Source organism: Lactobacillus leichmannii, from assembly GCF_024701915.1.
In the GTDB taxonomy this organism is placed as follows: Bacteria; Bacillota; Bacilli; order Lactobacillales; family Lactobacillaceae; genus Lactobacillus; species Lactobacillus delbrueckii.
Genome location: NZ_QOCY01000052.1, coordinates 1 through 19,798 on the forward strand (window position 1 = coordinate 1; position 19,798 = coordinate 19,798).

23 protein-coding genes and 1 pseudogene are annotated in these 19,798 nt (G+C 47.8%); 13 read left to right on the top strand and 11 right to left on the bottom strand.

Annotated features, from left to right (window positions below; translation table 11 throughout):
* Positions 1-82: 82 nt before the first annotated feature.
* Together DS743_RS07640 and DS743_RS07645 are read right to left on the bottom strand one after the other, a co-directional pair.
* Entirely contained in the window at positions 83-475 is a 393-nt protein-coding gene (locus DS743_RS07640; RefSeq protein ID WP_308184318.1) for a LysR substrate-binding domain-containing protein, read from the bottom strand.
* A 307-nt stretch (positions 476-782) separates the two neighbouring features.
* A complete protein-coding gene (locus DS743_RS07645; RefSeq protein WP_231520484.1) occupies positions 783-893 on the bottom strand; it encodes a LysR family transcriptional regulator in 111 nt (36 codons plus the stop codon).
* A gap of 115 nt (positions 894-1,008) precedes the next feature.
* Here DS743_RS07645 and DS743_RS07650 point away from each other — a divergent pair, with 115 nt between their 5' ends.
* From DS743_RS07650 to DS743_RS07680, 7 genes are all read left to right on the top strand, one after another.
* Entirely contained in the window at positions 1,009-1,989 is a 981-nt protein-coding gene (locus DS743_RS07650; protein WP_196768179.1) for an FAD-binding protein, read from the top strand.
* A 22-nt stretch (positions 1,990-2,011) separates the two neighbouring features.
* A complete protein-coding gene (locus DS743_RS07655) occupies positions 2,012-2,281 on the top strand; it encodes a hypothetical protein (RefSeq protein ID WP_196768178.1) in 270 nt (89 codons plus the stop codon).
* Positions 2,282-2,476: 195 nt separating this feature from the next.
* Positions 2,477-3,802: an RNA-guided endonuclease InsQ/TnpB family protein gene (locus DS743_RS07660; RefSeq protein ID WP_035184431.1), complete on the top strand. Its 1,326-nt coding sequence runs from the start codon at positions 2,477-2,479 to the stop codon at positions 3,800-3,802.
* Positions 3,803-4,350: 548 nt separating this feature from the next.
* On the top strand, positions 4,351-4,674 hold the full coding sequence (locus tag DS743_RS07665) for an FAD-binding protein (RefSeq protein WP_257786139.1): 324 nt from the start codon (positions 4,351-4,353) through the stop codon (positions 4,672-4,674).
* Between the two features lie 173 nt (positions 4,675-4,847).
* A complete protein-coding gene (locus DS743_RS07670) occupies positions 4,848-5,567 on the top strand; it encodes an HAD family hydrolase (protein ID WP_035184433.1) in 720 nt (239 codons plus the stop codon).
* A 1-nt stretch (position 5,568) separates the two neighbouring features.
* Positions 5,569-5,835, top strand: a complete 267-nt coding sequence (locus DS743_RS07675) for a GNAT family N-acetyltransferase (protein ID WP_035184434.1) — start codon at positions 5,569-5,571, stop codon at positions 5,833-5,835.
* A 38-nt stretch (positions 5,836-5,873) separates the two neighbouring features.
* On the top strand, positions 5,874-6,104 hold the full coding sequence (locus DS743_RS07680; protein ID WP_035184436.1) for a hypothetical protein: 231 nt from the start codon (positions 5,874-5,876) through the stop codon (positions 6,102-6,104).
* Positions 6,105-6,150: 46 nt separating this feature from the next.
* Here the strand turns inward: DS743_RS07680 and vprA are convergent, their stop codons facing one another.
* On the bottom strand, positions 6,151-7,605 hold the full coding sequence (gene vprA / locus DS743_RS07685) for a vinyl phenol reductase (protein WP_035184437.1): 1,455 nt from the start codon (positions 7,603-7,605) through the stop codon (positions 6,151-6,153).
* Between the two features lie 135 nt (positions 7,606-7,740).
* On the opposite strand from vprA, the gene DS743_RS07690 reads away from it, so the two are divergent.
* From DS743_RS07690 to DS743_RS07710, 5 genes and pseudogenes are all read left to right on the top strand, one after another.
* Positions 7,741-8,634: a LysR family transcriptional regulator gene (locus DS743_RS07690; protein WP_035184440.1), complete on the top strand. Its 894-nt coding sequence runs from the start codon at positions 7,741-7,743 to the stop codon at positions 8,632-8,634.
* A gap of 89 nt (positions 8,635-8,723) precedes the next feature.
* A complete protein-coding gene (locus tag DS743_RS07695; protein ID WP_051977305.1) occupies positions 8,724-9,419 on the top strand; it encodes a Rib/alpha-like domain-containing protein in 696 nt (231 codons plus the stop codon).
* 39 nt (positions 9,420-9,458) lie between these two features.
* Positions 9,459-10,253 (top strand): hypothetical protein, encoded by a 795-nt coding sequence (locus tag DS743_RS07700; RefSeq protein WP_141372477.1) that lies wholly within the window; start codon positions 9,459-9,461, stop codon positions 10,251-10,253.
* Positions 10,254-10,831: 578 nt separating this feature from the next.
* On the top strand, positions 10,832-12,595 hold the full coding sequence (locus DS743_RS07705; RefSeq protein WP_016396632.1) for a hypothetical protein: 1,764 nt from the start codon (positions 10,832-10,834) through the stop codon (positions 12,593-12,595).
* A pseudogene (locus DS743_RS07710) lies at positions 12,586-12,883 on the top strand (NAD(P)-binding domain-containing protein); the annotation flags it as partial. The gene DS743_RS07705 and the pseudogene DS743_RS07710, both read left to right, overlap by 10 nt.
* Positions 12,884-12,965: 82 nt before the next feature.
* Here the strand turns inward: DS743_RS07710 and DS743_RS07715 are convergent.
* From DS743_RS07715 to DS743_RS07735, 5 genes are all read right to left on the bottom strand, one after another.
* Positions 12,966-13,409, bottom strand: coding sequence for a DUF1751 domain-containing protein (locus DS743_RS07715; protein ID WP_013439568.1), 444 nt, complete (start codon positions 13,407-13,409; stop codon positions 12,966-12,968).
* Between the two features lie 35 nt (positions 13,410-13,444).
* Positions 13,445-14,113, bottom strand: coding sequence for an MATE family efflux transporter (locus DS743_RS07720; protein ID WP_051977306.1), 669 nt, complete (start codon positions 14,111-14,113; stop codon positions 13,445-13,447).
* Between the two features lie 89 nt (positions 14,114-14,202).
* The gene (locus DS743_RS07725; protein WP_051977307.1) at positions 14,203-14,457 is read right to left on the bottom strand and encodes an MATE family efflux transporter; all 255 of its coding nucleotides are present in this window, start codon (positions 14,455-14,457) and stop codon (positions 14,203-14,205) included.
* Positions 14,458-14,514: 57 nt separating this feature from the next.
* Positions 14,515-14,937, bottom strand: coding sequence for an ABC transporter ATP-binding protein (locus DS743_RS07730; RefSeq protein ID WP_231128307.1), 423 nt, complete (start codon positions 14,935-14,937; stop codon positions 14,515-14,517).
* Positions 14,938-15,015: 78 nt separating this feature from the next.
* Positions 15,016-15,381, bottom strand: a complete 366-nt coding sequence (locus DS743_RS07735) for a hypothetical protein (protein WP_035184444.1) — start codon at positions 15,379-15,381, stop codon at positions 15,016-15,018.
* A 53-nt stretch (positions 15,382-15,434) separates the two neighbouring features.
* On the opposite strand from DS743_RS07735, the gene DS743_RS07740 reads away from it, so the two are divergent.
* The gene (locus DS743_RS07740; protein WP_003612882.1) at positions 15,435-15,743 is read left to right on the top strand and encodes a rhodanese-like domain-containing protein; all 309 of its coding nucleotides are present in this window, start codon (positions 15,435-15,437) and stop codon (positions 15,741-15,743) included.
* Between the two features lie 83 nt (positions 15,744-15,826).
* On the opposite strand, the gene DS743_RS07745 is transcribed toward DS743_RS07740, so the two are convergent.
* Genes DS743_RS07745 through DS743_RS07755 form a run of 3 tightly spaced genes read right to left on the bottom strand, consistent with a single transcriptional unit; the run spans position 15,827 to position 19,772 of the window.
* Positions 15,827-17,584 carry an ABC transporter ATP-binding protein gene (locus DS743_RS07745; RefSeq protein WP_035184446.1) on the bottom strand — a complete coding sequence of 586 codons (1,758 nt, stop codon included), beginning with the start codon at positions 17,582-17,584 and terminating at the stop codon, positions 15,827-15,829.
* Positions 17,584-19,311, bottom strand: coding sequence for an ABC transporter ATP-binding protein (locus DS743_RS07750; protein WP_035184448.1), 1,728 nt, complete (start codon positions 19,309-19,311; stop codon positions 17,584-17,586). Before DS743_RS07750 ends, DS743_RS07745 begins: the two co-directional genes overlap by 1 nt.
* Complete coding sequence (locus DS743_RS07755; RefSeq protein ID WP_025895802.1) at positions 19,311-19,772, bottom strand: MarR family winged helix-turn-helix transcriptional regulator; 462 nt, start codon at positions 19,770-19,772, stop codon at positions 19,311-19,313. Before DS743_RS07755 ends, DS743_RS07750 begins: the two co-directional genes overlap by 1 nt.
* Positions 19,773-19,798 lie beyond the last annotated feature (26 nt).

Sequence of the window (19,798 nt, forward strand, 5' to 3'; positions counted from 1 at the left end):
TGCTCCCAAGCAAAAATCACATCCCTTCCGCCTGTTCCTGCATGACCTGGCAGAAGGCGAGGACCAGGGGGTCTGCTCTGCTTCATCTTTTCGGCAGACCAGGCCATAGTCCAGCGGGGCAGGGGTAGTTCAACTTTACCGCCTTGATCTCATCTGCTTTTTCGATCGCCACAAAACTTGGCATCACGGTGATCCCTAGACCCGCCTTGACCATTAAGCTGACGATCTCAACGTCGTTAACGTAGCTGATGTCTAAGTCATCGACCTTCTTTCTGATCGTCTCCTGGAGCTTCAGTTGTTCTGGCGGGCACCAGTTGTTGTCCATCAGCAAAATCTTTTCTCCTGCCAAATCATCCAGTTCAAGCTCCACTCTGTCACTTAAATGGTGGTCCACTGGTATAATTGCCACAAAGTGTCCGCTAAAAAGATGATAGTATTTCACCTCGGCTAGATCATCATGGGGCGTAAAAATCACATCGCTGTCGTGGTCAATTGAGCCGGTTATGATCAAATCCCTCAAGAAAAATCTTGCAATTCGGGTATTCCCGGTGAAAAGCTTTGATCATCTCTGGCAGAATTGCTTGCTCTAGCGGGGTATCCGTAGTCCCAATCGTTAAGTTGCTTTGCTCCCGGTTAAGAGAATTTCTGGTTCGCTGCAGGGCCTTGTTATAGCTGTTGGTCAAGCTCTTGCTGTCATCGTAAAACAGCTTCCCATTCTTAGTCAGCTTTACTTCCCGGTGGTTACGGTAAAAAAAGGTGACGCCAATTTCGTCTTCTATCCGCTAAATGATCCGGCTAACGGCCGGCTGAGAAAGGTGCAGGTTCTCCGCGGTCTTTGAATGGTTCAAACTCTCCGTCAAGTTGATAAAAACTTCCAGCTGCCTTAAGTCCATCTTTGTCTTCTTATGCATTTCCGCTATAACCGATACCAACTCGATATTTCTCAACTCAATTATTGCATGATAAATTAATAGTTGAAAACGCTTTAGTTGATAAAAAGAAAAAAGCATGACTAAGCTTTACGACAATGTTGACCACTTAGACACTAATGCATCTGCTGCATATACTGTTGAAACGGACGTCCTGGTTGTGGGCGCGGGCAATGCAGGGATGGAAGCCGCTGCTGCCGCTAAAGAAGCTGGCGCTAACACCATCTTGATTGAGAAGGAAAAGACTATCAACTTGATGCGGGTGGGTTTGGCCAGTGTTGGCTCCCGGGCGCAAAAAGCCGCCGGCGTGACCATCAACAAGCAAGAACTGGTTGAAAGCCTGGCCGCTTTTGCCCAGCACAATGTCGACCAGCGCCTTTTGGAAACCTGGGCTGACAACAGCGGGGCAACCTTGGACTGGTTGGAAGAAAAGGTCCTCAAGCCGAACGGTGCCCATCTCAGAGCTGAAGCTGATGCCATGGTAACCAATAAGGCCTACCAGGCTTTCCCAACTGAAAATGATCCGACTTTTGACGACCAAAGCTTTACCTCATATGGTGACTGGTTCCTAGAATACCAAGAAGAACATGGGGTGGACCTCCGCTTTGAAACTATCTTGGTGAACTTGATCAAAGAAGCTTGCCGGGTAACTGGAGCCTTGGTGAAGGACCTAGTGAAGGACGAATACTACCAAATTAAAGCAAAGAAGGGCGTTATCCTGACGACGGGTGGCTACTCAGCCAACGTTGACCTGCTTAAGGGATGGAATCCGCTGTCTTTGAAGAAGAACGTCTACAATGACTCACCTCGCTCAAACGGGGCAGGGATTACTTCAGCCTTGAACGTCGGCGCAATCCGCGATGAAGAACCAGCTGAAACGATTTTTGACCGCGGCCTGGTACCAGTTGGGAAAAAGACTGAAGACATGTACTATCAAACCGCTACTTACGACCACTGGCTCTGGATCGGTTCATACCCATTCCTTGAGGTGAACCTGCGCGGTGAACGTTTCGCGAACGAATCTGTTCCTTATCAATTTCATCGTCAATGCGGCTGCTAAAGAACCAGGATACCTGTACGCTATGATTTGGGACGATGACTACGCTGAAACTCTGGAAAAAGTTCACATGCTTGTCTGCGCCCGCTATGGCTTCCCAGGCTACATGAAAGATAAGGAAGCTTTTATCGCTGACACTGAACAACATGTCAAGGATGGTCTGGTCGTAAAGGCTGATACTTTAGAAGAATTAGCTGAAAAATTGAATCTGCCGGCTGATAAGCTGGAAGGAGCTGTTGCTAACAACAACCAAGCCGTGATTGACCACCAAGAGCTACTAATTAGTAACAAGTAATATAGAACTATATCGAAAAATATAGCGTAATGTTCTTGCGAAAGAAAACGAATCTATTTAATAGAATTTAAGTGTGTTGCACCTATGATTTTAATCAAAAGATGCAGCGCATTTTTTGGCTCTTTCTCAAACGTATGTTTGGAAAAGAGCTGGGATACGTGCTAAAATATGCTTGTCGAAAAGAGGTGAAGACAAATGGCAACCAAAAGGACTCACGTATATCGTCTATATCCAGATGCTACTATGGCTCACGTCTTGGACCAGTGGTGTGACTATCGTCGTTATTGCTACAATAAGGCCCTAGAACTGTGGAATGCTACCTATTCGGAATACCGTATGCTAGTCAGTCCAGAGATTCTGGCGGAATTCAAGAAGCCGAAAGAAGAACGGCAATTTACTGAAGAGCAGGAGCTGTTTATTTCCAATTACTACCCAACCGCAGCACTGATTCAGAAAAAGCTTACGGCAAGCAAACAGTCATGGGAAAGGCAGATCTCTTCCCGTATCCTGCAGCAAGCATGTGCTGACTTGGGCAAAGCGTTCAAGAAGTTTGCCAAAGATAAGGCACTCAAAGTTAAAAGAGGTGCCGGACACCCCGTTTTTCAATCCAAGAAAGCCAAGCGCCAAGGCTTTAAGCTAAATCAAGGCGTGGTGCTCGCAAAGGAAGGCAATCACGGGAAGCTGACCTTGCCTGTCCCAGCACCTTATAAGGGTGAGTGGCATAGCATAAGATTTTCTGAAATCCCAAAAAATGCCGAATTTGGAACGGTAAGCTTTTACCGTGAACACAGCCATTACTACATGGCGGTTCCCTACAAGTATGAGGCGCCACCATACATTCACAAGCACACGGGTAAGAAGACAGGGATCGATGTCAATGTCAGCCATTTCAATGATGCAGAGGGAGAACACTATTTTCTGCACAAGGGAAACAATGGTGCCGTCAATCTGGAAAGAGTATATGAGAACATCAAACACCAGCAGCGGATTCTGGCAAGAAAGCTGGAAGAAAATGGCCAGATTGCCGGGAAGCGCTCAAAAAGCTATCAAAAAGCGAGAATCAAGCTTCAGAAGCTTTACGAGCGTGCTCACCGCATGCAGGATGATGCGATGCACAAGTACACAACTCACCTTGTCAGAGAATATGATGCAATTTGCATTGAGGATCTGGACGTTAAGGGCATGCTTATGAGCCATGTCGCTTCAAAAGGCGTACACCGTGCGCTGTTTGGATGCTTTCGCAGCTATCTTGAATACAAGTGCAAGTCTGCCGGGGTTAATCTGGTGATTGCCAATCGCTTTTATCCAAGCACCCAACGCTGTGCAGCGTGCGGCAACGTCAAGAAAAATGACGAAAAGATTACTCTTTCTGGCAATAAGAAGTATGGCACCAAGCACAATGAATACGTGTGCTACAATAAAAAATGCCCGAACCACAACAAGGTTGTAGATCGAGACATGAACGCGATGATGAATCTTACTTTTTTGATTAATCATCCAAGATGCAATAAAGCATTGTAAAAAATTAAGGGATCTTCAAGGATTCATGCGGGCAGGCTAATGACCGGAATGCCATCTGTTACTTGAGCAGTTGCGTAAGTGGCTGTTTCGGTGCAGATGGCTCACCGGACGGGAAGCCGATAAGTTGTTTTGGCAGCGAATTGGTTTCTACGACCGCGCATGCAATTCCTCAAATGGAAGAACATGCGGGAAGCGAGTTCAGAACTCGTGAGACAGTTCGGTTGCTCATCTTCGGATAAAGGCATTGCTTGCGGCCCCGGCCGTACAGGTGATGTGAGCATATCGAGTGCAGAGATCGCCCACGCTGTCAATGCGAAAGCTTGGCAGTGAACGCTCGTGAGAGAAATGGAAACCGGCAGAGTCCTATGTTATGTGCTGGGTATGTTCCAGACAGGCATGTCGGTGCTGGAAGTAGAGATATCGATGATGCAATAGTCGCAAAGTTGAATATCTTGGCTATAATGTGAACCAGCCGGTATCAAGCGCACATTCTTCCACATTTCTTATAGCACAAGGAATTCGGCAAGGAAGCCTACCGGATTACGCCAATCAAGAAGAAGCCTTACTACGGCTGCATCCTGGGTGGCCGCATCCTCTGCACTTTTGATGGGCTCAGAATCAATACTAAGATGGAAGTTTTAGATGAAAATCATGACCCGATTCCAGGCTTGTACGCGGCCGGCAACGATGCTGGAGGCTTCTTCTGGGGCAGCTACAATGACCGGGTACCTGGCCTGGCAGCCAGCCACGCGCACACCTTTGGCCGTCTGGCGGGGCAAGCCGCGGCTGGACTAGCTTTAACTGAAGCAGACCAGACCATTTCTTTTGCAGAAAAAGAGGTTGATGCAGCTAGTTCAGCAAGTCATATTTAACATGGGCAAAATCAAACAGTTCTGAAAAGTCGTACCTGTCTTTTGACGGGTACGGCTTTTTTGCTTTGGTTGAAGTAAGGAAAAAATATTCATAGCCAAGGGAATAGGTCTGCTCTATACGGGCAGGCCTATTTTTTTCCGCCAGATGGTATAATGAAAGCGAGGTGAAACTGATGAAATATAAAGCCGCGATTTTTGACATGGACGGCACAATCTTAGACACGAGCGCCGACTTAACAAGTGCATTGAACTACGCGTTTGAACAAACCGGCCACCGGCATGACTTTACCGTTGAAGACATCAAGAACTTCTTTGGCAGCGGGGTCGTGGTGGCGGTCACCCGGGCCCTGGCCTATGAAGCTGGCAGCAGCCGGGAAAGTCTGGTCGCCTTTGGCACCAAGGATGAACAGATCCCAGAAGCCGTTACCCAAGCAGAAGTTAACCGGGTCCTGGAAGTTTTCAAGCCTTATTACGCTGACCATTGCCAGATTAAGACTGGTCCCTTCCCAGGCATCTTGGATTTGATGAAAAATCTCCGGCAAAAAGGCGTCAAGCTGGCTGTCGTTTCCAACAAGCCAAATGAAGCCGTCCAGGTCCTGGTCGAAGAACTTTTCCCGGGCAGCTTCGACTTTGCCTTGGGTGAAAGAAGCGGGATCCGCCGCAAACCAGCTCCGGACATGACTAGTGAGTGCGTCAAGGTGTTGGGCGTGCCAAGAGACAAGTGCGTCTACATCGGCGACTCTGAAATCGACATCCAGACCGCGCGGAATTCTGAAATGGACGAAATCGCGGTCAATTGGGGCTTTAGAAGCGTGCCATTTTTGCAAAAACACGGGGCAACTGTGATCGTGGATACAGCTGAAAAGCTGGAAGAAGCAATTTTAGGTGAATAAGATGGAAGTCAAGTTTGAAGAAGAGCAAAAGCGGGCCGCAGTATATGATGACGGCAAGCTGATTGGCCGGTGCGTATATGAAGACAAGGGTGATCACTGGATCATCACAACGACTAAGGTAGATCCAGCCTATGGTGGACAAGGACTGGGCCGGAAGTTGGTTGATACCGTTGCTTCTGCTGCCCGGGAGAATGGCGCCAGACTGCGGGCGACTTGTTCTTACGCGGCTAAGGTCTTAACCAAGCCGGGCTATGAGGATTTACGGTAATCGAAAGAGCATCCCCTCCGCGAATTTGCGGGGCAGGGATGCTCTTTTGCCTCAAGCTGGTCGACAGCTACTGGTCCCGCTACTCTTATCTCGGTATCTTTATTTTGATCTTCATGGCCGGGATCTTCTTCAGACAGGTCAAAAACAAGGTCCAGCTCACCTACACAATCCCGAAGCTGAAACTAGGAAGCTTGATTAGCGGACTCGCTGCATTTGTCTTGCTCCTAGTGGCTTTTTGGCCAAAAATTAGGCAAAGAAGCAGGAAATAAGTGACGATACGAAAAAAGGCTGCCGGAAGGCAGTCTTTTTGTGTGTTTACAGATACTTTTGCGCGTCAAGGGCAGCGTTTCTGCCGGAGTAGAAGGCGTAGCCAGCGCAGGTACCAGGCATGTTCGGGCCGTAAGTGTCGCCGGTCAAGCCGCTGGCGTCGTTGCCGGCCGCGTAAAGACCAGGGATCACCTTGCCCTTTTCGTCTTCAACTTCGTTGTTGACGTTGACCTTTAAACCGCCCATAGTGCAGAAGGCGCCGATATTGAGCTTGAAGGCGTAGAATGGGCCTTTTTCAACAGCAACCAGGTAGTCAGCCTCCTTGCCGAAGTCTTCGTCTTCACCCTTAGCGGCAAAGCCGTTGTAGCGGGCGATAGTAGCAGTCAATTGGTCCTTTGGCAGGCCAGTCTTTTCAGCCAGTTCTTCAATCGTGTCTGCTTTAAAGATGAACGGCTTCTTGTCAGCAACCGCTTGGTCGATTTCAGCGGCCAGCTTGTCCATCTTGTCACCGCGTTCAACGTAAACGCCCAGACCCATGTAGTTGCCGTCCTTGGCCATCTTTTCAATCACGCCGGTGTCCAAAATGCTGTAGACTTCATTTTGGGTGTAGAGAGCATTGCCAGCGTAGCTGAAGTTGTAGATGACAGATTCGTCAACGAAGCGTTCACCATCTTCATTGACCCAGAGCAGGGGCTGCTGGCCGGCAGCGACGTTCATCTGGCTGGACATCATCTTGAAGTAAGGCTGGTCTGGGTCATCCAAGTAGCCACCAAAGAGCATGGCCATGCCGGTGCCGTACTTGCGGCCCCCAACGCTCCAGCCCAGGCGAAGTCCATCACCAGTACCCTTGCCGCTTGAAACAGGGATCATCCGGCTCAAGTCGTAGTCAGTTTCTTTAGCCATCATTTCCTTGTTGTTGAGGTAACCGCCAGCTGCTAGAACGACAACCTTGGCCGTAACGTCTTCAGTAGTGCCGTCAGCTTCGTTTCTAAGCGTGATGGTCTTGCTGCCATCTTCGTTCAGCTTCAGGGCAACAGCCGCGGTAGAGGTTAAGAGTTCCCCGCCCAGCTTGAGGAATTTCGGTTCCAGAGCCTTGTGGATGGCGCCGTAGCCGAAGCCTTCGTAGATGTGCCAAGTTGCTTCCCCGGCCCCCATGGCTTGGACCCGTTCAAAAACAACGCCTTCGTTGGCCAGCCATTGAACGTTTTCTGCGCTAGTGTCAACGTACTTGCGCCAGATTCTGGAGTCAGCCTTGTACTTAGAATATTCGACTTCTTCCTTCAAAACGTCAGTACCGGAGACTTCGATCCCTTTTTCCTTTTGCAGGTAGGAGCCAACGGCGAAGATCCCTTCACTGTAGTTGGCGCTACCGCCGGTAGTGCGGCCTTTTTCCAATAAGAGGACGCTGGCGCCGTTTTCCTGGGCAGTCAAGGCAGCGGCTTGACCTGCCGCACCCGAACCAACAACTACTACATCATACTTGTCTTTAGCTGCAATTGTCATTATTTTCTCCTTACAAAAACTACTTAAGATTACTTACACTTGAAACTATAAGGGATTTAGGGTTAGAGTAATAGAGAGTAAACGGTTGCACAGGCGAAGCAGATAGTTCGGGCAGATTTTAGAAAAGGTGAGACGATGGATTTTGAAAAGCTGAAGATGTTCTGCAAGGTAGTTGAAGAGGGCAGCTTTCAGAAGGCGGCGGAGAGTGAGTTTGTCTCGCAAAGGGCGGTATCGCAGATGATGAAGAAGCTGGAGGATGAGCTGGGGCTGAAGCTCTTTGACCGAGAGAAGAACAAGATTTTTGTCACCCCGGTAGGCCGGGACTTTTACATATATGTCGGGAATATGCTGCAGAAGTTTAGCGTGAACGTTAGTGCTTTGCGCTACGAGTCAACGACCAAGCAACGGCTGATTTGCGGCTATTTTTCGCCATTTGACGGGGCCTTGCTGCGGGAGAAGCTGTACGGCTTCTTAGATAAAAAGATGCAGCTGAGCATAGTGCATGAAAGTATCGATCACTTGCTGAGCGATATAGCCAATGGCCTGGTGGATCTGGCGACGGTGCTGGATTACGGGGATCCGGGCCTGGTGGTTACTGAGCCGGATTTAGCCAGTGCAGACGTGTATGAAAATGAAATGATCATGGGCGTCAGCGATTTGAATCCGCTTAGCAAGCTGGAGGAATTTCCCCTTACGGAGATTGGCAACCTGCCGGTTTTGTATTATATGCCGGAGGAGAATTCGAATTACCTGCGGCAGGCTTTTTTGTCGACCTTGCCAGAGGAATGTCAAGCCAGCTGCGCGCATATTTCCAACATTGAGCAGATGCAGATGCTGGTTTCCTTGAACAAGGCGGTGGCTTTTTATCCTAAGGGATTATTTGAGTATGTGCTGACGGACAGGGAGCATATAAGATATTTACCATTGGCGGGGATGCAGGAGAGGAGCCGGTACAAGATCAAGGTCATTTATAATCCGCATAGCGACAAGCTTTCACTGATTAAGAAGCTGCTTGCCAGCTTTGAGTAATCGTGGGGTAAAAGCTATTTGACAAATATAGCGTTTAGGGCAAAAATTAAAGTGTGTAATGATCTAATAATATGTGAGAGGACAAAATTATGGGTAAAAAGCTGAAAGCCATCAGTAAGGTTTCTGTTGCCCTGGCTCTTTTGGGCGCTGCTGTACCTGCAGTAGAAGCTGCTCCAACTGCCATGGCTGCAAAGAAGGCTACCAAGAAGGCTAAGAAGTCTACAAAGAAGAGTACTAAAAAGGCAAAGAAGGCCAAAAAGAGTACCAAAAAGAAGGCAACTAAGAAAGTAGCTAAGAAGAAAGCTTCTAAGAAACCGGTGAAGAAGGTTGCTAAAAAGAAGGCAGTAAAGAAGACAAACGCGCAAAAATACACGCCAAAGGCTAAGAGCGTAACTGTCAAGGCTGGCAGCAAGCTTTCAGCCAAGAGTATCATCACTAACGCCAGCAAGTTGCCAGCTAAGGCTAAGTATGCTTTTTCACCAAAGCCAAACTTGAAGAAGGCTGGCACTTATACGGTCAGCGTGATCGTGACTTATCCTGACAAGTCAAAAGACAAGGTCAAGAATGTCAAGATCAAGGCAACCGCGAAGAAGGCGGCTTATAATCCAGCTAAGGCTACTTATGAAAAGTACAAGAAGCAAGCTGCAGAGCTTGGTTCATTAGAAGCTGCGCAAAACGACTTGAGCCAAAAGAAGGCGGCTTTAGATAGTGCCAACCAGGCTTATACGGATGCTGTAACTAGCTACAATAACAAGGTTTCCGCTACTAAAGCAAGTTATGATTAGGCTTCAAGTGCCTATGATGCAGCTGGCTATGATTTTATTATGAGCAAGGCAACGGCTAATTTTTACCAAGACTCAAAAGCTGGCATGGCAAACGTTGCTGTATTGGCCGGCTACGTTAATGGACTGGATGATTCAGTTAAGAGTTTTCTGTCGACAAGCAATTTAAAGAAAGATGTTACTTTGATCAAAGAGCTGAACAGTCTCCGAGCATCGGACAACAATTTTTCCAATCATAATGCTCTAGGGGTCGACTATGATCTCATGATCTATGCAAGCATCTCTGGTTTTATCTCAGATAGCACGATGAATCATACATATTTTAGGAACGCTCCTACTGAAGTGTATGCTTCCCGTGCTGAGAATTTGGCTTGGGGCTACAGTGATCCATTAACTGGTTGGTACACTGAAGAAAAGGCGATTTATGATGCTCACGGCAGTGGTGTGACTGGTCACTATACGAACTACATGGGCGATTATGAGTATGTTGGTTTGGTTCTTGATCAAAGTACGGGAACAAGTGCGGCAGATTTTGGCAGAGGAAAGATTTTAACTAGCGAATCGGGGACGCAAGTGAGTGTTGAGGAATTTGAAGCTGCTCTCAATAGTTATGTTGCTTCTTATGAGTCGACTATGAACACGGCAAAGGCTGCTTATGAACAAATCAAGGCTGATAAGTCAGAGGTCAATGTTGCGCAAGGAAATGTAACCAGCAGTAAAAAGACCTATGATGCGGCTAATGCTAAGGTAAAAAAGCTCAAGGCAGTCAACCAGCAATTAGCAAAGGCTTATACGGCTTATCAGAAGTCTTTAAAAGTCGCACACAAGAAGAAATAATAGTGGTGTAATGAGTGTAGCAAATTAGTTAAGCTTGTTAAAGTATGATCCCGATATGTATAGCCGGGATCATACTTTTTGTTTTTTCTAGATATTTTCTGAATTGGCTATAATTGGCGCTGTGATAAGCTTTAATGGCTAATAAAATCGTCCGAAATAAACAGATGATCGTTTTGCAAAAAACTAATTTGATAAATACAGCATTTAGGACAAAAAGTGAGGTGTGTAATGATCTAATAATATGTGAGAGGACAAAATTATACAGTTTTCAAGTTTCTTTTTAGCTAAGGCTTCTACATTACCTAAGGGTACTGTATATACTTCCATGGTTCTTTGAGATCTAGATATACATTGGATCCAGGGAAATATGAAGACTACTTGACTATTAAGTTCCCAGACGGTGGTCGCTACGACACCGACAACTTCATTGTCAATGTCAAATAAGCCCAATAATCCAGTCCACTTTCGGACTGGATTATTTTTGTCCCTCGAATTCTAGCTCATCACATTTCCTCACCAAATCGGGTAAAATAGTCTTAGACGCAATAACGTATTTTACAAAAAGGGGGAGCATGACCATGCAAAAATCAGCAATCACTAAACTCAAGAAAATCGGCCTGTCAGAAGAGTCGATAGATTTCCTTCTCCAGTTCTATACCGGCGCGGTTAATGCATACGGGATCATCTCCCTTGAAGACCTGTACGGTTTGTACAAAGACATCAAAAGGCAGAACCATGACTACCCGGAAATCACATTTGACCAATTCCTCACTTTCGGCGAAGTCACAGGCAGTAAATTGCTTGAGCATTACGCTATTTTCAGTCCAGAAATCATAAACAAGTACTTCAATGATTCTGGCATCCCCTTAACCAGCCCACTATTGGTTCATGAAAGTGTCGCCTGGAAAGAAGACAGTATTCATGAAATCTGGTACCTCTACATGGACCTCTGCGAATTCAGCAGCAAGTTCTACTTAACTCCTGATGACCTCCGCGACTTTGCCGAGCACCAAGAAACAGCCGACGACCGGGCTTTCCAAAAAATTCTGGCAGAGCTGAAGGCCTTTGGCAAACCGCTTGATCAGGTGGAAAGTCAGATCTATCCAAACGACACTGGCATAAACGAAATCACCAAGTTAGTGACCTATGCCTACCAAACCAGCCCAGGTAATTTGGAGGCAGCTTCTGAAGAATTTGAAAATCTCTCCCTATTCTACCGCCTTGACTACGGCAAGCACACATTCCAAGAAATCTGCACCTTGATGAAGCGGGCACTTTACGACCTCCCTTGCTGGGGCCTTGGCGGCTATACATATGGAAAGATGATGGGGATCCCTAAGGAAGACATCACAGAGAATGATTTTTTCGACGATTCTTTTTATAAAGATGATAACGACCTTTTCGATTTAGATGAAGACGATGTCTTAACTGATCACCTTCAGCAACTTGGCCAGGCGCTTTTAGACTTAGCTAGTGATACCCACCCACACGCCGCAATGCGCAAAAAAGCCAGCTACCCAAAGCGCCTGCTCGACAAGACCATGAAGAAGCGGTATGCAGATGCCGGCTTTGATACCGATAAGCTGGACTTCTTGCACAAATTCTTCCAAGCAGCCGTCAACCTTTACGGTGTAATAGAACTCGTTGACCTCGCTCAGATTTACGAAGATATTAAAGACAAAAATCATTACCCTGACATCAGCGACGATGAATTCATCGATTTTGCTGAACTGGTTCGCCGGGAAAAAGTGCCTTACTATGTTTTTGAACAGCATGAGCTTTTTAAAAACGGGATCGACTTAGAATTTGAACGGATACTTGTGGATGCAGACCTGCTGGGTCCAGATGGCTTAAAATCACTGGAAGGCGTCTACAATGTCTACTTTAGCGAGTACGCGAATGTATACTGGGAGCCGGAAGATATGCTGGCTTATACCGGTCACCAGCAGGAGAAGGAAGAGCTGGACATGCTAGCCTACTTTACCCAATTAGGGAGCAGGGATGCCAAGATTGTCAGCCTGGAAAGCAAAGACTTGGCCAGAAAGATCGTTGACCACTTCCTCTGGACTAGCAAGAGTGGCTTCCAGGAAGCTGACCCAATTCCTAAAGAGGAGTTCCGCCAGCTGCTGGCTAATGGCGGCAAAACGTTTAACAAAGAGATTGAAGATAATATTTTAGAACTGATCCGCAACTATGACAAGAACCGGCACGTCTATGTCCTTAAGGGCTGGACGACTGATGAATGGAATTCCAATCCAGACATCCATGGTGAGCAAGTACAAAAAATTAAGGCCATGCAAGCTCTTTTAGACATGATCAAAAAGAGCAAAGATCCAGAATAAGCTTGCTCCAGTCCTGGCTACCTGACTCCAAGGTAGTCAAGGGCTTCAACACGACTTTTGCCGCAACTCTGCAAAGCGGAAAAATTGGCGACCTGCCAACCACGGTTCTTCTGGCTAGCGATGACCAGGAAGCGAAGGTGACCATCAAGGGAGAGCCCCTTGCGGGTATTTGACTCCGGCGCCTTGAAGCGGGCAAGAGAACTGGAAGCAACTGGTTTCCTGCAAATGACCCTGGTGGCTAGCGAACAAATCGCCTGGACTGCGGCTTCGGCATCGTTGAATAAATGAAACTGCTTAGCTGATTTTGTCAATTTTTCCTCAAAAAATAAAATACCCGCTGACTTGTTTTTAGCAAGCTGGCGGGTGTTTTTTAGTCCAGGCCCCAGGCATGGATGAGCAGGTTTAAGATTACAGTCAAAATAACAAGGAGAATCAAGCTGATCGAGTAGACCTTCGTGCTAGTCTTGCTGCCGGACCAGAAATCCTTGAAGCTGATTTTCTCGTCAGTGATGAAATAGTCAGTGAAGATAATGCTGATGCCAATTAAAAGATCCATGGCCATGGTAGAAAAGGTGAGCAGCAAGGATGGCTCAAAGTCCGCTGAAAAGTAACTGGCAATTGTAAGAAACAGATAGATTGCGTTTGGAATTAACATGAAAATGTTGGTCCAATACATAAAGCGCCGGCGTTTTGGCCAGAATTGGTCAATATCAGATCCGCCGATCAAAAGCTTTCGGGTATTGGCCAGTAAGGCCAGGCAGGCGATGGCTAAAAGCAGGCCAATGATGGAAATAATAGTAAAAACAATATGCATATTTAACTCCTAAGATTATTAACAGAATTTCTGAATTATCGAAAAAAGTCAGCTGGCTTAACTGCCTTCTTGTGCAGGTAGTAAAGCCCGGCTAAGTCGGCCAGGGCCCAGCCGATTGGGATGCTGGCCCAAATTCCGATATAGCCGATTGACGGAACCGCGGACAAGAGGTAGGCCAAAAGAACCCGGGTACATAAGGAAAAGATCGTCAAAACAACAGAGATCATTGGCTCATCAATTACCCGGAAGTAGCCATAGAACATAAATAAGAAACCAATCAAGGCATAGAAGCTGCCTTCGATCCGCAAGTAGCCAATACCGATCTGAATTACTTCCGGGTCACTGCTAAAGAGGGCCAGCAAGGGCTTGGCCCAAAAGACAACCAGACTGCTGATGACCAGGCAGAAGGCCAGAATCCACCAGCTGGCCTGCCGGTTTCCTTGCTTGATCCGGTCTGCCTGCTGGGCACCATAGTTTTGCGCGACGAAGGTGAAATAGGCATTGCCAAAATCCTGGACAGGCGAGTAAGCCAGGGTATCGATCTTAACGGCTGAGCTAAATGCAGCCATGACATTAACGCCAAAAGAATTAATCCGGCCCTGCACCATGAGGATGCCCATGCCCAGGTTCATGATCGATTGCTGCAGGGCTGTCAAGCCGGCTAAAGATAGGATGCTCTTACTGATAGCTTGGTCGTAGACCATGGCCGTTTTTTTAAAACGGAGCTGGGGAAAATGCCGCCAGGCATAGATGGTTAAACATAGGCCAGCAAAGTACTGGGAAATGACGGTGGCTAAGGCTGAGACAAAAAGGCTCCGCAGCCCATTCTGAGACCAAGAATGATGGAGGTCAGAAAGATCATTAAGGTATAGGCTGAGCCGACAGCGGCTAAGGCATTTTTACCAATAAAGCGGCCAACGACCAAAGTGTCTGTTAAGTTGTAACACTGCTGGAGAACGTTGCCGGCCATCAGGGGCAGGGCAAATTTGACCAGACCAAGGCTGATGCGGCCAGAGGTCAGATCAATGGTAGATTTGTTTTTGGACATGGATTACTCCCAGATTACTTTTTCGACAAAAAATCCCTGCTATAGCAGGGAGGGCAATTAAGGAGCCGGGAAGAAATTGATCAGGCCGGCAAAGGCAGTGATCACGACAACTGCGATGAGCCAAAACTGCTGCCTCTTCTTCAGACTCTTGAAGTAGGCCCACAGGCTCTTGTATCTGGCATCTTTTAAGAAGTCATCGCAGAAGATGACGAATTCCAGCAATAGATTGCCGGCAAAAAGGAGGAGGGCGGTCAAGGCAGTGGCGGAAAAAGCTGAGCTCCAGTAGTTCCACAAGTAGACCATGCTGAGCAGAATTTGGATTGCAAAGGCAGAAAGGGTTAGCTTGGAGAAATTGTCGTAAGGTGCAGCTGCTTCTTTGCTGCCAGTAGCCAATTTCTTTCTGGCTTTCAGCAAAATGACCAGGTTGACCAACAATATAGCCAAACTGCCCCCAACTAAAAGTAAAAATACTGTAGTCATAGTTTCCTCCAGAGTGTGTAAAATTACTATATGAATTATAGCATTTATCAGCTGGTAAAAAGTACTGGCCGCATACTCCTAGAAAAGAAATAACTGGTCAAGTTCCGCGAAAGTCGGGTAGGGCGCCAGGCCGGTTAATTTGGCGGAGATGAAGGGGACAAACAGAGCAGAAACATAGATGACAAGCCAAGTCTGGTCTGACTTGTCAAAATAGCTCCAATAATCTTTGATAGTAAAAGATTCTGCTTCGTCATCAAAAAGATTTGTGTACAAGCGGGCATCGAATAAGATCAGCAACTCAAAAATTGATAAGATAAATTGCGTCTGGGTGTTGAATTCAAAATAGCTGTAGGTCAAATTGATGAGAGTGATCAATTCAGCCGCGATCATCAGCAAGCTGAGCTCCAGCTGGATCAGGGTAAGCAGCTTGCTGATAAAGCGCATGGATGAATGATGTGCTATAATCGATATATTAATGCAAATTTAAGGAGGAGCACATGAACCTATTTCAAGTAAATGACATTAACGCCGGCGTTGAAGAATACCAGAAAACGCCGCAGGCTAAACTGATCGACGTCAGAGAAGAGGATGAGTACGCGGCAGGGCACATCCCGGCCAGCATCAACATCCCCTTGAGCAAGATCGAGTCCGCCCAAGGCGAGATCACAGACCTCGATACCCCGCTCTTTGTCTATTGCCGCAGCGGCAACCGGAGCGGCCAAGCAGTTGCCTGGCTTAAGCAAGCTGGCTACAGCAAAGTCCAAAACATTGGCGGGATTGCCAACTATAGCGGTAAGACTGAATAAAGTAGAGATCAAGTATCAAAAATTTAGATAAGAAAAGGACACCCATCACTATTCGTGACAGGTGTCCTTTTTGCATGTTTCTCTTATTCAAAAGCCATCTGGCTGGTGTAGAGCTGGTAGTAGAAGCCGCGCTTCTTGATCAAGTCGGCGTGCGGTCCTTCTTCAATGACTTGGCCGTCCTTTAATACGACAATCTTGTCTGAGTTCAAAATCGTCTTCAAACGGTGGGCGATCACGAAGCTGGTCCGGCCAGCAATCACGTTGTCCATGGCCTTTTGGATCTTTTCTTCCGTAACCGTGTCGACGTTGCTGGTTGCTTCATCCAGGATCAAGAAGGCCGGGTCGACCAGAATGGTTCTGGCAATTGACAAAAGCTGCTTTTGCCCGGTAGAGAAATTGGCCTGGCCATTCTCAATCGGCGTGTCATATTGCTCTGGCAGGGTCATGACAAAGTCGTGCAGCTGAGCTTCCTTAGCCGCGGCAATAACTTCATCCATTGAAGCTTCCGGCTTGCCATAGCGGATGTTGTCAGCTACTGTTCCAGAGAAGAGGACTGAGTCTTGCAAAACAATCCCGACATTGCTTCTGAGATTTTCCAATTTAAGGTCGCGGACGTCGACTCCGTCAAAAGTAACTGCACCGCTGTTTACGTCATAGAAACGGTTGATCAAGTTCATGATCGTCGTCTTACCAGACCCGGTTGGGCCAACAACAGCGACCGACTGCCCCTTAGGCACCTCAATTGATACCCCGTGCAGGATTTCCTTGTCTGGAGTGTAGCCAAAGTGCACATCTTCCAGGCGGACAGCGTCATTTACGCCTAAGATAGTCTTGCCGTCTGGTACCGTGTTTTCTTCTTCCTGCTCTTCAACCGTCTCAAGCCGTCTGGCACCGGTCAAGGCGAGCTGGAGCATGGAGTAGATGGAAGTTACTTGAGTCAGCGGCTGGAAGTAAGTCCAGGAATATTCAGTAAAAGTCACGATCAAACCCAGACCAGCTGCCTGGCTGACTTGCTTGGTCATAATCATGTAAGCGCCAGTGGCGATCACGATCGCGAAGTTTAACAGCGAGAAGCCGGAAACCAGAGGGTTCAGGATGCCAGAGTAGAACTGCCCCTTAAACATGGCTTCCCGCACCTTGGCGTTTTCCTTTTTAAAACCGGCAACTGACTGGTCCCTGAGTCCCTGGGTGATGATCACGTTTTCCCCGTTGAGCTGTTCGTTGATGTAGGCATTAAGCTCACCAACCCGGTCTTGCTGATTGTCCAGGTAGACGTGTGCTTTTTTCATAATGATCCAGCTTAAGAGCAAGATCAAAGGAGTAGTAGCCACAACGCTGAGGGCCAGCTTCCAGTTGATGACAAACATAACGATGATCGTGCCGACAAAAAGGAGGGACTGGGAGATGATTTCAAAAAAGGCGTTGTTTAAAGCATTGAAGATGTTGTCCAGGTCACTGTTGAACAAGGACAGGATCTGCCCGTCCTGGTGGGTATCGAAGTAACGGATGGTCATCCGCTGCAGCTTGCCGAAAAGGCCCTTGCGCATGTCGTTGTTGGCGTTAGCGTTAAAGCGGGTCATCATCATCCAGGCAATGTAGGTGGCCACGGAGTTAAAGGCATAAAAGCCGGCCATCCAGGCTAAGGCCTGGTAGAAGACGCCAAGACTGCCGTGCCACTTAACAAAAGCCGACAAGTTCGTAACCGCCTGCCCCAAAAGGGAGGGAGCGATGACCTGGGCGATGGTCGCGATCAGATAGAAGGCAACTGAAATTAAGATCGGCTTTTTGTAGTTTTTCAGATATTTCGTCAAATAAGTAAGCGACTTTTGCTTGTCTGACATTAAAGTTCCTCCTTTCTTTCCTTGGCTTTCTGGGTTTTATAGATTTCCTGGTAAACCGGGGAAGTTTTGAGCAGTTCCTCGTGGGTGCCTTCAGCAACCAGGCGGCCGTTATCGAGGACTAGGATCTTGTCCGCGTGCATGACAGAAACGATTTTTTCCGCGATCATGATCGTGGTCGTGTCAGGCAGCTGCTTTTCCAGGGCTTCTTGGACCAGCTTTTCGCTTTCCGCGTCCAGGGCGGAAGTTGAGTCATCCAGAATCAAAATCGGGCTGCCGGCGATGATCCCCCGGGCAATAGACAGACGCTGCTTTTGCCCGCCGGATAAGTTGGCACTTCTTTCTTCAACTTCATGGTCAAAAGTTTCATCGTAGCGCTGGATGAATTCGCTGGCCTGGGCCATTTGCGCTGCCCGTTCAAGTTCATATGAAGTAGCATCCTTTTTCCCTTGGCGGAGGTTGTCGGCAATGGTTCCTGAGAAGAGAACAGCCTTTTGCAGAACATAGGAAACCGTCTTTCTGAGGGCCTTCTCATTAACCTGGCGGAGGTCGCTGCCGCCGATCTTGATCTTCCCAGTTGTTGGGTCATAGAGGCGGGCGATCAGCTGGGCCAGGGTCGACTTGCCCGACCCGGTTGCCCCGACGATACCGACCATTTGGCCTGGTGCAACAGCAAAGGAGATGTGCTTTAAGACGGGCTGCTGGCCATCTGGGTAGGTGAAGGAGACGTCATCAAATTCAATTGAACCGCCCAAGGCGTCTTCCGGGGCTTTTTCATTGAAGACAACGTCTGGCTGGGTGTCCATGATTTCCTGGATCCGCCGTAAGGAGACGTTACCCCGGGAAATCTGCATGACGGCCATGCCGACCAGCAGGATGGCAAAGAGCATGGTCAAAACATAGTTGACGTATGGAGTGATGACGGAAACGTCTTGGGGATGCTGGAGAATGCTGGTCCCGATCAAGTAGACCACTAAGCTGATGACCAGGTAGGAGATCAATTGGGCACCAGGCAGGATGGTGGAGAACCAGTAGCCGACCTTGATGTTGACTTCGTTTAATTCGTCAGAATCCTTGTTTAATTTGGCAATTTCCTGGGGACTTTGGTTGAAGGATTTTACCACCCGGACCCCTTGCAAAAATTCCCCGGTCCGGCCGGAGATTTTGTCCATGTACATTTGGAACCTGTCGAACATGGCGGTAATTTGCTTGACTGCCACAACGCCCAGACCCATGATCAAGGCCAGGAGGACGACAACCGCCCACCAGTAGCGGGGGATGGTGACGATGGCCATGATGATTGACCCGATGAGGATCAAAGGCATCCGGATCAGCTGCATGAAGATGGTCATGATCATGTTCATGATTTGCTGCATGTCGTTGATCAAGCGAACGCTGAGCGATTCAGAGGAGAATTGCTGCACATTGGCCAGAGAGAAAGTCTGGATCTTGGCATAGGTGTCTTCTCTGAGGTCGCTGACCACGCCCTGGGTGATCCGGGAGGCGTAGTAAACGTTGAGGACCCCGGTAATAATGGATAAAAGGCCCAGGCCGATCAAAATCGCGGTGTCCCGGATGACGGCCTGCTGCTGGTCAGCCAGTAGTTCATTTTGCACCTGCTGGAGCAGGCGGGGCTGGTAGAGGGTGGCAAAAGCTGAAAAGACGATGGTGATCAAAGTCAGGAAAACGTCTTTTTTATATCGCTTGAAGTACGGCAAGAGAATTTTCATTATTTATGTTTTTCCTCCTTTAAGTTAGCTATTTCCTTGCTGAGGAGATCAGACCACTCATCCAGAATCTGGCAGGCCAAAGCTGCCCGGTCAAAGCCCAGCTTGTCGATCACCTTTTTCTCGATAGCCAGGATTTCACCTTCTTTTTCCCGGGCATAGGCAAGCCCGGACTCAGTCAAGGCGCAGTACTTGACCCGCTTGTCCTGGTCAGCAGAGCTGATTTCCAGGTAGCCGAGCTCAGCTAGATTGTGGATCCCCTTGCTGATGGATTGCTTGGGGATGCCGCTTCTATAGACGAGCTCTTTTTGTGACAGGCGGGGGTGGGTGAAGAGCTCATATAGAATGATGCTCTCGTACTGGGTGATTCCCATGAGCTTGTCATATTGCTCATACGCGTAAGTCGCCCGGACGCTGGCCAGGGTTACTGATTCTGAAATGCTTTCGTGGTTTTTTAAGTTCATAAAAAGTCTCCTTGTGGACAATACCT